We start from the raw sequence: 12,322 nt of genomic DNA on the forward strand, positions 1-12,322 counted from the left end.
AAGAGGCTCACTAAGCAGTTTTACGTTTTTGCTTTAAAATCGTTTGGTCGAGTGCACTAGAAAATTCGCGCTTATCACGTTCTGAAATAGGTGGTGGACCACCCGTCTGTACTCCTGCGCCGCGCAGCGTATCCATAAAATCACGTAAGTGCAAACGTGCTTTTACGTTCGCTGTGGTATACACCTCACCACGTGGGTGAATCGCAATACCACCTTTCTCAATAACTTGAGCTGCGAGTGGAATATCTTGCGTAATGACAATGTCATTTTCAGACATACGATTCACAATTTCCTGATCGGCTTGATCGGCTCCACTTAAAACTTGCAGAGATTTAATACGCACTGAAGGGGTAATACCGACATTTTGATTGGCTACAAAAATCACTTCTAATTGATAACGATCCGAAGCTCTTAAAATGACTTCACGCAAAATTTTAGGTAATGCATCTGCGTCTACCCACAACTTGAATGGCAGCACGTTATTCTCTATTTCCACTAAAAATATAAGTCTAACAGATGCATTTCATTAGAGAATAGCGCTAAATATAAAACTTGTTTTCTAAATTTAATTTGAACAATACGTTAATGATTATTTATATGTACTCTTAACAGCACATGTTTTGCTAGGTGGAGAACTTTTTAATAACTAAATACGTGCTTTTACAAGAGAATTTACATATGTTGACTTGAAAAATAGCAATTACCCTCGATTTAATATATCAAGTGAGATAAACCCAACATCAATCGTACCTATGAAAAATCAAAACAGTCCAGAAGTTATTACGGTAAACGACCAAAATTTTGGTAGTCATGGAGAGCATTGGAATCTACTGACTTCCCATCCAGAGACAGATGTACCAAAATGGCTTGGACTAGCGCTTGATGCTCCTGTAATGCCAATGGGTTTATGCCAAAATGAAGACGAAATGGATCAATCTTTTTGGCTCATTCAAGGTCCACAAGGTCAGAAGGTCACCATTAATCAAATTATTGCAGTTGAAAATCAAAAACCTCGTGCTTTAAAAACTGCCTTCCCTAGTTTTGATAGTCCCTATCAATATAATGCCCAAATTGAGCGCATCATTACTTGTGACTCTGCTACTCAAGCAGTATTAAGTTTAAAATTAAATAAAAGTACAACGATTTATGCATTTGATAATTTATTTAGCGTTAATCGTTGCCAATATGACAAAACCCAAACTTATCAAGTCCAATTTAATGCATGGGCCTATGAATTAGAATCAGTGCCTGCGGGAGAAACAATTGTCGTAGATGATCCAGCGTCAATTAAACATCACCGTGCATTAAATGCGATTTTAACTGAACATAATGGAATTGCACCCGAAAACCTACAAGAACTGATTAATGAATGGCAACCAAAAACTAAAGAAGATCAAGAACCTGTAACGGTTGATTTTTCTAAAATGGTTGCATATTTATATGGAGAAAATCTTGGTCAAGAAGATGAAGCTTGGTTCCAAGGTAATATTGTCGGTAAAACTTCAATGTCATTTATGGGTGCAGAATATACCCTTTATGATGTCACTTTAGTTTTAGAAGACAACCTTCCTGCCATATTAGTGCGCATTGCTACAAAAAATGATTTGTACAAAAACTTTAATATTGGCGAATATATTCGTGGCAATATCTGGATTCAGGCGAATATTTATGCTAAAAATAGTGAAACTAATTGAATTTCACTAATATTTTAAAAATTAGGCTATTGAATGAAGATTATACCTGAACAAACCACCAGCCTCATTCAAACTAGTAACCCACGTATAAGGGTCGATACTGGTGCGTTTTGCTTTTTCGTTTTAGGTATGTTCTTAGCCGCAATTATGATACATCAATTTGGTTTTATGCCTTTTTAATTGATTATTTATATAAAAATAAAGCCCTCTTTTTGAGGGCTTTATTCATTTTATGACTTAACCATTACGTTTAGCAAAATCATCCATAAAGCGGATAAGTGCCTGAACGCCTTCTAATGGTACAGCGTTATAAATACTTGCACGCATACCACCTACTGAGCGGTGACCTGCTAAGTTCAATAAGTGATTTGCTTCAGCTTCTTTCAAGAATTGCTTTTCTAAAGCTTCATCTGCCAAAGTAAATGGTACATTCATAATTGAACGATTTGGAATGGCAATCGGGTTATTATAAAAGTCGCTTGAATCGATATAGCCATAGAGTAACTGAGCTTTTTCAAGGTTAACTTTATGGATAGCATCTACCCCACCCTGCTCTAGTAACCACTCAAATACTAAACCAGACAAGTACCAAGCATAAGTCGATGGTGTATTTACCATAGAGCCATTCTTGGCTTGATCAGCATATTTTAAAATGCTTGGAATTTCTGCTTTAGCTTGATCCAGTAAGTCATCACGGATAATAATAATTGTTAAACCAGCAGGACCAATATTTTTTTGCGCACCTGCATAGATGAGACCAAATTTCGAAACATCAAGTGGAGCAGATAAAATGCTTGATGAGAAGTCACATACCAGTGGTGCTTTAACATCAGGAACGCCAGCAAACTGTAAACCGCCAATTGTTTCGTTATCAGCATAATGGACATAAGCTGCATCGTCAGACAAGTTCCATTCGCTTTGCTCAGAAATTGCGAACTTACCGTCTACTTTAATACTAGCTTCTACAACATTAATATCGCCATAACGTTTTGCTTCTTTTAAAGCTTTTTCAGACCAAATGCCAGTATGGATATAATCTGCTTTGTTATTTTTTCCAAGCAGATTTAAAGGAATTGCTGAAAATTGTAATGACGCGCCACCTTGTAAAAATAGCACTTTATAGTTTTCAGGAATATTCATGAGCTTACGCAAATCTGCTTCAGCTTTTTCCGCAACAGCAACATAGTCAGCACTACGGTGACTCATTTCCATGATGGATAGGCCCTTACCTTGCCAATCCAACAATTCTTGTTGAGCTTTTTCTAAAACGGCAGTAGGTAATGCAGCAGGACCAGCACAGAAATTGTACGCGCGCATGATTTTTCCCTTGTAAAAGTGAAACACAATAAAAAAAGGCATTTAACCACAGATTGCTTAAGGTTGCAGCAGCTTCTCTAGTAAATATTTCAATGCTAGGGCGTGTTTATGCCTATTTTTTCAACAACTATTTTATTTATTTCATTGCTTTCACTTATTTTTTTATAAGTTTTATTAAATAAAGTTCAACTTGACTTGTGAATATAGTTTCCCATACTGTGATGAACATATAAAAACTTGCTGTATGATTTTCCATCAAGCAAAAATAACCTCAAAATCATTTTGTGCTTTTATACAATTGTATAATAAACAATATGATAATTGAATTTAATAACAAGAAATTTAAACTATAAGGGATGATCAAAAATTGTTATATAAAATGCCAACACATCAATATCGACAGTCTAAACGTCCTTTTTTGTTTAAACCCAATTACCTTGCGTTGGTATTGGGAGTGTTAATTGCAACGCCTATTTATGCGCAAAGTTTAAGTTATGCTGAAGCAGAACAACAGGCTTTAAAAAGCTCATACAGCACTCAAGCCAACCAAGCATTACAACAAGCCTCTCAGTTAGAAGCCGAAGCGGTAAAAGGTTTAGGACTCCCCAGAGTTGATTTAAATGTGAGAGCATATGCTTTTCATAGTGAAACAGATGTACCCTTAGGCTCTTTTAAACAAAAACTTGAAAATGATTTAAGCCAAGGACTCAATGATAAATTATCCCAGTGGAACAATGTCATTCCATCAGATGTTTTAGGTCAAGTTCAGGAAGGCTCAAACCAAATCATACATGACGGTATAAACCGTTTTCCTGACTACGCTAATTTGACTGTAGAAGACCAAGTAGTCCGACCATCTATTTCAGTGGTGATGCCGCTCTACACAGGTGGGTTAACAACTAGTGCAAAAAAAATAGCTAACATTCAGGCTCAACGCTCCGAGCTTTCAAGCCAACAACAACAAGATATCCAGCGCTTCGAAGTCGTACAAAGTTATTTTAATGTGCAATTACAACAACAACTGGTCGCAAGTAGTCTATTTAACTTTAATGCAATGCAAAAACATTACAGCAATGCGTTAAAGCTCGAACAGCAAGGTTTTATTAGTAAAGGGCAACGTATGCAGTTTGAAGTTGCTCGTAACAATGCCGAACGAACTCTACAAAATGCGCAGGCAAATCTGAATGCTAGCCAATTTAATTTAAACAATCTTTTGCACCAGCAAAATAATGCTGATTTAAGTACTCCTCTTTTTGTAAATACTGTTCGTAGCCAATCGTTAGAATCTCTTTTAAGCAGTTACTCTCAAAAATCTAGCCTTGTGCAAAAAATGCAGTTAGACACTCAATTGGCAAATGCAAATATTCAGGCTCAACAAGCAGCAAAAAAACCGAGTCTTTTCGCTTTTGGTGAGTATTCACTCGATGAAAATGAAAACTGGATTGTAGGTGTTATGGCAAAATACAATCTGTTTTCTGGCGTAGATAAAAATAAGAATATTCATGCTGCCGAGTTAAAACGTTATGCTTCAGAACTCATGACTGAACGAACTAAACAAGAGATTGAAGCATTATTGAATAAGTCTTATAACGAGCTCAATTCAGCACAGCAAAGTCATACGCTATTACAAAGGAATATCAGCGCAGCTCAAGAAAACTTACGTATTCAGGAACTTTCTTTCAGAGAAGGCATGGGTACAGCGACTCAAGTGATTGATGCACAAAATGCATTAAGTGCTTTAAAAACAGAAATGGCTTTAAATGCTTATAAATATGTCATATCGCTCGCAACGCTATTACAAAGCCATGGTTCTATGGACCAGTTTAAAGCTTATGTGACTCAACCACACACTGACTATATCCGCTAATGGGGACATAACATGAATCAAGACTCAGCTCATTCAGAACAAAATTCTCCAGTTGCGGATACGGCAGAAACTCACCAAAATCAGCAAAATACTCAAACCGACAATACTCAAGAAGTAAAAACGAGTAAAAGTGATTCTCAACCTCCTAAAAATTCGAAAATTAAACTAATTATTGCGGTCGTGGTTATTGCTCTATTAGGTTTAATCATTTTCGGTTTGTGGAAAAGCTATCAACCTAAGCCTATTGAATTACAAGGCCGAGTTGAGGCTGAAACAGTTCATGTCAGTACTAAGGTTCCGAGCCGTATTGAAGAAATTTATGTGCAAGAGGGCCAGAAAATTTCCAAAGGTCAGCCCCTTGTTCGTTTAGTCAGCCCTGAAATAGAAGCTAAAAAACAACAAGCCTTAGCCACCCTACAATCAGCTTTGGCATTTCAATCTACGGTAGACCGAGGCTCTCAACAGGAAAATATTGATACTCTTTATGCCAATTGGCAGAGTATGAAAGCACAGGCAAACCTTGCTAAAACCACTTATCAACGTGGAGAAAATTTATATAGACAAGGTGTTATTTCTCGTCAAAGAAGAGATGAGATGTTAGCCGCACAGACTTCTGCTCAAGAGTTAAGTGAAGCAGCTTATCAACAATATGCTCGAGCAAAGCGCGGAAGTACCAGTCAGCAGAAATCTACAGCGGATGCACAAGTTGAGATTGCAAAAGCCGCGGTAAGTGAAGCTCAAGCACTTGAGGCAGAAACTCGTTTACTCGCTCCTATTTCAGGTACAGTTTCAAAAACTTATGGCAAACCTTCTGAACTCGTTGCTATGGGTGTACCTGTTGTCAGCATTTTAGAAGATGATGATTTGTGGGTTAGTTTAAATGTCGGTGAAAACCAATACGCTTCTGTTTATAAAAACAAAACGCTGGAAGGTTTCATTCCTGCGCTGAATCAAAGTGTGATGTTTAAAGTGAAAAATATTGATGCCGAAGGCGAATTTGCCACCATTAAAACCACACGTCAGACCGGTGGTTATGACATTCGTAGTTTTAAATTACATTTGGTGCCTGAGCGTCCTGTCAAAGACTTAAAAGTTGGCATGAGTGTTCTATTTAAAATTAAAGAAGAAAAATAAAACATGTTTGCCAGCATATTACGTGAACTAAACTATTTAAGAAGCAATAAATGGGATTTGTGTATGATGACACTCATCCCTGCTTTTATCATTTTTTTGTTTAGCAGCATGTTTTATGCAGGTAAAGCTGAACATTTACCCATTGCCATTATTGATCAAGACCAGAGTGAACTGAGCCGTAATATTGGAAAGTATCTTTCACTAAATCATACAGTCGATGTAAAAACAATTACTACAAGCTCAAGTGAAGCCGAGAGATTACTCAATGAAACCAAAATATGGGGTTATATTTTTATTCCGGATGGTGCCGAAAAACGTTTTGTGAAAGCTCAAGATGCTCAAATCAGTATTGCTTTTAACCAATCTTTTTTTAGTGTCGGGAACACGATTTCCTCGGCGATGTTAGTCAGCACTCTCAATGCTTTAGCAGACTATGCTGGCCAGAATTATCTTGCAAATAATATTCCCTATTTAGATGTACCTACAGCACACGTCAAAATTTCAACGCTTTATAACCCGAGCATGAGCTATGAGTTCTATTTAGAACCCTTCATGGTTCCAGCCGTATTACATTTATTACTATGTTGCTGTGTGGCATTTGCCATTGGACAAGAAATTAAACGCGGTACACTAACACAGTGGGTGAACCGAGAAAGTTTTATTCAAGGCTTATTGGCTAAAAATTTGCTGTATAGCTTTATTTTCTGTTTCTGGACTTGGTTATGGATGTTTTGGCTGGTTGAAATTCGAGGCTGGTTTGTAGCAGGTTCACTAAGTTTCTTATTAGCTGCTCAGTTCTTGCTTTATTTTTCTTATGCTTTAATTAGTAGTACCGTCATTCTCGCGACCAAAAATTTAAGTAAAACTTTTGGTTTTATTGCAGTATATGGCGGATCTTCTTTAAGTTTTGCAGGCGTTACTCTACCATTAAATAATGCACCGATTTTCACTAAATTTTGGTCATTGATTATTCCGTACACCCCTTATGCAAAGCTCCAGACCGAACAATGGGTGATTGGAAGTCCACTTTTCATTTCAATGTCTCCCTTCTTAATACTTATTGGCTACTGCCTTATTTATTTCTTTTTAAGTTGTTTGCTGCTTAAAAAACTGGTTCAAGGAGCAACATCATGAAGGAATTTTTAAAGGCTTACGTTCAAACATTTAAAGATATTGTGAGTAACAGTTCAGTTTTCACAACACTTATTTTATCCGTCATTCTTTATAGCTTTTTTTATCCGACAGCCTATAAAGCTGAGCGCGCAGAATCAATTCCAATTGTCATTGTTGATGAAGAACAAAGTCTTTTAACTTCTCAAGTCATTGGTCAAACAGCCAATAGCCCTCACGTTAAAATTGTTGATGTCACTGCTAATTTTCTTGAAGCTGAACAAATGGTTCGCGAACAAAAAGCCGATGGTATTTTACTTTTACCAAGCAATTTAACGCAGAGCTTACGCCGCGGAGAAACTGGCGGAATCGGCTTATACTTAAGCACAACCAACTTTTTAAAAACTAAAGAAATTGGGTTAGGTCTTGCCACCTCTATTGAAGCAACTTTAAAGGAATATATTGAAAGGTTTGGACAACGTACACACTTCCAGCCTGCTCTTTCTATTCATCAAATGCCTTTATTTAATACGCTTTCAGGCTACGGTAGTTATATTTTTCCTGCAGTTGCATCACTTATTATTCACCAAACAATTGTGTTAGGTCTGGCCATGCTGGTTGCAAGTTACCGCGAACAACATGAAAAAATTACCCCTATTCGTTTTGCAGGAATTTTTGCCAGTATCTTTACAATTGGTTGTTTAGGAAGTTTTTATCTTTTTGGTTTTACCTTGTGGTTCAATGACTATCCACACGGTGGAAACTTTGTCGGTTTGCTAGTCGCTGTTCCTATTTTTATTAGCTGTGTAATTGGTTTAGGTATGCTGATTGGCTCACTTTTAGATATACCGGAACGTGCCGGACATATTATTGTATTTAGCTCAGTTCCTCTTTTCTTATTAACTGGTGCCGCCTGGCCTCATCAAGCCATGCCTGAATGGTTGCAATGGTTTGCTTGGTGTTTACCCTCTACACACGCCGTACAGATGTTTGTACAACTTAATCAAATGGGCGTTCCTTTAAATGTCGTGGCCCCGAAATTAATTTTTCTTGCGACTATTGGGGTTATATTTTTAATTACTGCCTATTCACGTTTAAAAGTATCTAAATAAACTTATTTATAGGCTAATCAAAGTGTACAGATTATATTTTTATTTACTATAAAATCTTATAGTTAAAGCTTATTTCTTAAAAAAATTGACTTAAATTTTATAAAAAATTAAATAAATTCAAATAATTAATTTACATCAATTGTCATAAAACCTTAAGAAAACTTTAAGTTGGAATTAAGGAAATTTCTCCATATTAAAAACGTATAGTTTTTCAGCAGCTAAGCAGAATAATTCTGTAACCCTGCCCTATGGTGGAATTTAGATATGGCAAAGGTGTGCTATTGCGCAGATGACTTTGCAATGAATGCAGAAATATCTGACGCAATTATTCAACTTATTGAACAAGGTGCGCTTCAAGCCACCTCATGTATGACCCAATCTGATTTATGGGAAACTGCTGCTGCCAAATTAAAACCGTTTAGTGATCGAGTTGATATCGGTTTACATTTAAATCTTACCCATGCTTTCGCTTCGGGTAATCTGGTTTTTCCCTTACCTATGCTTATAGTCCGAGCATGGTCTGCAAGTCTTAATCGCGAATTAATCACTCAATGTATTGAGGAGCAATGGGACTTATTTGTTTCAGTATTAGGAAAACAACCTGACTTTATAGATGGTCATCAACATATTCATCAATTTCCATTTATACGTGATATTTTGCTGCAATTACTAAAAGAGAAAAAATTTACGGGTTGGATTCGAAATTTACAACAGCCGATCAATCCCCCTCCTTACCGTTTTAAAACTCGTATGCTCTCAGCATTAGGTTCTAACTCTTTGGCAAAAGCTTGCCAGACATATCACTTTAATCAAAATGGCCAATTTGCTGGCATCTATGATTTCAAACTGACCAATTATGGCGAACTCAATCAATATTGGCTTGCGAATGCAAAAGACCATTTACTGATTATGTGCCATCCAGCACTTGCACAATCAAATGATCAAGATCCAATTCAACACGCCCGAATTCAAGAATATCAATACTTCTGTTCGGCTCAGTTCCAACTTGATTGTCAACAATACGGTATCCAGCTCACCAGACTAGGGGCAATGCAATGAATATAAAACCCTTTTTATCCTGCGTTGTTCCAGCCTACAACGAAGCAGAAAATTTAAAAACCTTTATTCCTGCTTTGGCAAATAGTCTAAAACAGCAAAATCTTAGCTATGAAATTATTGTGGTAGATGATGGAAGTAAAGACGATACCATTCCAATTTTACAAACAATGATTGAGGATTATCCTTTAGTTGTGCTGGAGCTTTCACGGAACTTTGGCAAAGAAGCAGCTTTAAGTGCCGGTTTAGACCATGTGACTGGTGAAGTTGCTCTACTGATTGATGCTGATTTTCAACATCCATTTGAAGCAATTCCAACCATGATTAATCTTTGGAAAAATGGTTATGACATGGTCTATGGTATTCGTAATCGTACAACCGAATCATGGCTTAAACGTGTTTTAACCCAAGCTTATTACCGTATTTTAAACTTAAGTTCACCTATTGATATTCCAGAAAGTGCTGGAGATTTCCGACTTCTTGATGCAAGAGTTGTTGAAGCCATCAAACAGTTACCAGAAAAAAATCGTTATATGAAAGGCCTATATGCTTGGGTTGGCTTTAAAAGTATAGGCATTAATTTTTCTGAGCAAGAACGTCAACATGGCCGTTCTAGCTTCAACTTAAAATCTCTTTTTAACTTAGCCATGTCAGGTTTAACGGGTTTTTCTGATTTACCTTTACGCGTATGTATTTACTTAGGTGCAATTCTAGCCTTAGGTGCGATGAGCTACGGAGTGTGGATTATCATTAAAACTTTGATTGAGGGAATTTCCATTCCGGGCTGGGCAACACTTGCGGCAGGTATGACGCTATTAGGTGGCATTCAATTGTTATTTATTGGAATTTTAGGTGAATACATTGGCCGCATTTATGCTGAAGTTAAAAACCGCCCAAAATATATTATTTCTACCGAACATTCTCGTACTAAGCAGGAACATTCAATCGCCCACCAAGAAAATACGTTCTCTAGTTTCTAATGTTTGCTCATATTCTTCAGCTTGCGCGGTTTACTACTACAGGGACCGCAGCAGCACTTACTCATTATAGTGTAGCCATGCTTCTATTTAAGAAACATGTTGCACTGCAATATGCCAATTTATGCGCTTTTCTACTCGCCTATTGGGTGAGCTATTTTGGGCACCGCGTTTTTACGTTTAAAGCACAACATCTTACGCATCGGCAGACTCTCCCAAAATTCACGTTGGTTGCCGGCTTAGGGTTTTTATTTAATGAAAGTTTTCTTTTACTTTCAAACCTCTATTTTAACGTACCTGTTTCAACCTTAGTGTGTACTGCAATTGTTCTGACATCTATGGTGACTTTTTTACTTAACCGTTTTTTTGCATTCCAACATTAAGGATTATGTATGCAGCAATGGCTTCGTAGTTCCAAATTTTTATTAATATTCTTACCAATTTGGCTATTTGTTTTGTCTTGGATTAGACCTTTATCTGTACCAGACGAAGGTCGCTACGGAGATATTAGCCGTACTATGTTCGAATCTGGAGACTGGTTAACTCCACGAATCGATGGTTTACCTTTCATGCATAAGCCTCCTTTACTACATTGGTTAAGTTCTATGTTTATGGAGCTTTTTGGCGTGCATGTATGGGTGTTACGTTTAGTACCCGTTTTAGCCGCTACACTCATGCTAATCGGTCTATTTTTATTCGTAAAAAAGCATATTTCAGAAAGCGTTGCACAACTTACCGTTATTATTTTAGCTACTAACCTGCTTTTTTTTGGTAGTAGCCAATACATTAACCATGATTTACTGCTCGCCTCTTGGATCACCATTAGTGTTTTATGTTTTGTGGACTTCACCATTTCTGCACGGAAATCTATTTTATTTTTAGGTTATATCGCTGGTGCAGCAGCCTTCTTAAGCAAAGGTTTAATTGGGATTTTAATTCCCGGGATGATTCTTTTACCGTGGTTAATTTACACCAAGCAATGGAAGAAAATACCTTCTCTTCTTAATCCATTGGCTATCTTGTTATTTTTACTCATCGTTAGTCCGTGGCTCTACTTAGTACAAAGTAAATATCCTCAATTTTTACACTATTTTTTTATTGATCAACAATTTAATCGTTTTAGTTCAAAAGAGTTTAATAACAAACAGCCATGGTGCTTCTATCTGATGATTTTATTTGTCAGTTTTTTACCATGGCTTTTTGCGAGTAGATTTACGTCTATAAAAACCATTTTTAAAGATTACAAATCATGCTCTTTACTTGCCCTATTTGTATGGTGGTTTGTTTCTGTTACTGTTTTCTTTTCTATTCCGCCTTCTAAGCTAGCAGGCTATATTTTACCTGCTGTTCCGCCTCTTGCCATTTTCTTCGCGCTTGTGATGAATAAGGTTCTTGAAAGCAGTAATAAAACCAGATTGCAGACTTGGGGTATTCCTGTATTTACTGTACTTGTTGGAATTGGCGTTAGTGCAACACCACATTTTATTCGTGTACATCAGCCTTTTTTCCAAAACCAAGCCATATTTATTTATCTCATTGGTGCCTTATTAATTGTGCTTCCACTTGTGTTAGTTGGGCTATATAAAAAACAGAAATTGAACTATTTGACTTATATTTTTATAAGTTTAATTGTTCTCTGTAGTGCAGTCCCATTTGCTGTTCGTATTTTAGATACCAAAAACAATGTAGGCCAAACAGATTTTGCTGAGTACATTGCCCCATCTACAAAAATCGTTTTCTACGATTATTATTTCTATGATGTTCCATTCCTTTTACAACTTAAGCACCCTGTTTATATCGTAAACCAATGGGATACTGTGCATTCAGATAGTGCCTCTTTAGAAATTAAAGATGGTTTGTTATTTGAACCGCAACTCAAAAAGTACTTGTGGAGCGAACAGCAGCTTCAAGATGCTCTAATGCAAAAACAAGATCTGATCGTGGTAAGTCAACCTCATAATTTTGCAACTAAAGACCCGTCAGTAAAAACTTTGCATTACAGAAACTATGATGTATTTATTTTCCATCCCTCGAAATAAACCAGAAATAAAAAAG

General features: G+C 36.7%; 12 protein-coding genes. 10 read left to right on the top strand and 2 right to left on the bottom strand.

Annotation, left to right across the window (positions count from 1 at the left end; genetic code table 11):
• Nucleotides 1–10: 10 nt before the first annotated feature.
• Nucleotides 11–496 (bottom strand): YaiI/YqxD family protein, encoded by a 486-nt coding sequence (locus KNQ97_RS04955; protein WP_001985538.1) that lies wholly within the window; start codon nucleotides 494–496, stop codon nucleotides 11–13.
• 256 nt (nucleotides 497–752) lie between these two features.
• Between KNQ97_RS04955 and KNQ97_RS04960 the strand changes: the two genes are divergently transcribed.
• Together KNQ97_RS04960 and KNQ97_RS04965 are read left to right on the top strand one after the other, a co-directional pair.
• On the top strand, nucleotides 753–1,694 hold the full coding sequence (locus KNQ97_RS04960) for a hypothetical protein (protein WP_000795874.1): 942 nt from the start codon (nucleotides 753–755) through the stop codon (nucleotides 1,692–1,694).
• A 33-nt stretch (nucleotides 1,695–1,727) separates the two neighbouring features.
• The gene (locus tag KNQ97_RS04965) at nucleotides 1,728–1,874 is read left to right on the top strand and encodes a hypothetical protein (protein ID WP_000691794.1); all 147 of its coding nucleotides are present in this window, start codon (nucleotides 1,728–1,730) and stop codon (nucleotides 1,872–1,874) included.
• Between the two features lie 57 nt (nucleotides 1,875–1,931).
• Here KNQ97_RS04965 and serC read toward each other — a convergent pair whose 3' ends face one another.
• A complete protein-coding gene (serC, locus tag KNQ97_RS04970; RefSeq protein WP_253611939.1) occupies nucleotides 1,932–3,011 on the bottom strand; it encodes a 3-phosphoserine/phosphohydroxythreonine transaminase in 1,080 nt (359 codons plus the stop codon).
• Between the two features lie 379 nt (nucleotides 3,012–3,390).
• On the opposite strand from serC, the gene KNQ97_RS04975 reads away from it, so the two are divergent.
• The 8 genes from KNQ97_RS04975 (at nucleotide 3,391) to KNQ97_RS05010 (ending at nucleotide 12,306) form a co-directional block, all read left to right on the top strand.
• Complete coding sequence (locus KNQ97_RS04975; protein ID WP_005138183.1) at nucleotides 3,391–4,878, top strand: TolC family protein; 1,488 nt, start codon at nucleotides 3,391–3,393, stop codon at nucleotides 4,876–4,878.
• Between the two features lie 12 nt (nucleotides 4,879–4,890).
• The gene (locus tag KNQ97_RS04980) at nucleotides 4,891–6,012 is read left to right on the top strand and encodes an HlyD family secretion protein (RefSeq protein ID WP_031987388.1); all 1,122 of its coding nucleotides are present in this window, start codon (nucleotides 4,891–4,893) and stop codon (nucleotides 6,010–6,012) included.
• A gap of 3 nt (nucleotides 6,013–6,015) precedes the next feature.
• Complete coding sequence (locus tag KNQ97_RS04985; protein ID WP_367398835.1) at nucleotides 6,016–7,146, top strand: ABC transporter permease; 1,131 nt, start codon at nucleotides 6,016–6,018, stop codon at nucleotides 7,144–7,146.
• Nucleotides 7,143–8,234: an ABC transporter permease gene (locus KNQ97_RS04990; protein WP_000657703.1), complete on the top strand. Its 1,092-nt coding sequence runs from the start codon at nucleotides 7,143–7,145 to the stop codon at nucleotides 8,232–8,234. The genes KNQ97_RS04985 and KNQ97_RS04990 overlap by 4 nt, the downstream gene beginning before the upstream one ends.
• A gap of 264 nt (nucleotides 8,235–8,498) precedes the next feature.
• A complete protein-coding gene (locus KNQ97_RS04995; protein ID WP_001140935.1) occupies nucleotides 8,499–9,293 on the top strand; it encodes a ChbG/HpnK family deacetylase in 795 nt (264 codons plus the stop codon).
• On the top strand, nucleotides 9,290–10,270 hold the full coding sequence (locus KNQ97_RS05000) for a glycosyltransferase family 2 protein (protein WP_001022409.1): 981 nt from the start codon (nucleotides 9,290–9,292) through the stop codon (nucleotides 10,268–10,270). Before KNQ97_RS04995 ends, KNQ97_RS05000 begins: the two co-directional genes overlap by 4 nt.
• A complete protein-coding gene (locus KNQ97_RS05005) occupies nucleotides 10,270–10,650 on the top strand; it encodes a GtrA family protein (RefSeq protein ID WP_000457363.1) in 381 nt (126 codons plus the stop codon). The genes KNQ97_RS05000 and KNQ97_RS05005 overlap by 1 nt, the downstream gene beginning before the upstream one ends.
• A gap of 9 nt (nucleotides 10,651–10,659) precedes the next feature.
• Complete coding sequence (locus KNQ97_RS05010; protein WP_253611941.1) at nucleotides 10,660–12,306, top strand: glycosyltransferase family 39 protein; 1,647 nt, start codon at nucleotides 10,660–10,662, stop codon at nucleotides 12,304–12,306.
• Nucleotides 12,307–12,322: the final 16 nt, after the last annotated feature.

It is taken from the genome of Acinetobacter sp. UC24323 (genome assembly GCF_024151445.1).
GTDB lineage: Bacteria > Pseudomonadota > Gammaproteobacteria > Pseudomonadales > Moraxellaceae > Acinetobacter > Acinetobacter baumannii.

Coding starts and splice junctions, on each gene's coding strand:
- KNQ97_RS05005 (WP_000457363.1), top strand. CDS start 10,270: ATGTTTGCTCATATTCTTCAGCTTGCGCGGTTTACTACTACAGGGACC.
- KNQ97_RS04985 (WP_367398835.1), top strand. CDS start 6,016: ATGTTTGCCAGCATATTACGTGAACTAAACTATTTAAGAAGCAATAAA.
- KNQ97_RS05010 (WP_253611941.1), top strand. CDS start 10,660: ATGCAGCAATGGCTTCGTAGTTCCAAATTTTTATTAATATTCTTACCA.
- KNQ97_RS04980 (WP_031987388.1), top strand. CDS start 4,891: ATGAATCAAGACTCAGCTCATTCAGAACAAAATTCTCCAGTTGCGGAT.
- KNQ97_RS04960 (WP_000795874.1), top strand. CDS start 753: ATGAAAAATCAAAACAGTCCAGAAGTTATTACGGTAAACGACCAAAAT.
- serC (WP_253611939.1), bottom strand. CDS start 3,011: ATGCGCGCGTACAATTTCTGTGCTGGTCCTGCTGCATTACCTACTGCC.
- KNQ97_RS04975 (WP_005138183.1), top strand. CDS start 3,391: ATGCCAACACATCAATATCGACAGTCTAAACGTCCTTTTTTGTTTAAA.
- KNQ97_RS04990 (WP_000657703.1), top strand. CDS start 7,143: ATGAAGGAATTTTTAAAGGCTTACGTTCAAACATTTAAAGATATTGTG.
- KNQ97_RS04965 (WP_000691794.1), top strand. CDS start 1,728: ATGAAGATTATACCTGAACAAACCACCAGCCTCATTCAAACTAGTAAC.
- KNQ97_RS05000 (WP_001022409.1), top strand. CDS start 9,290: ATGAATATAAAACCCTTTTTATCCTGCGTTGTTCCAGCCTACAACGAA.
- KNQ97_RS04995 (WP_001140935.1), top strand. CDS start 8,499: ATGGCAAAGGTGTGCTATTGCGCAGATGACTTTGCAATGAATGCAGAA.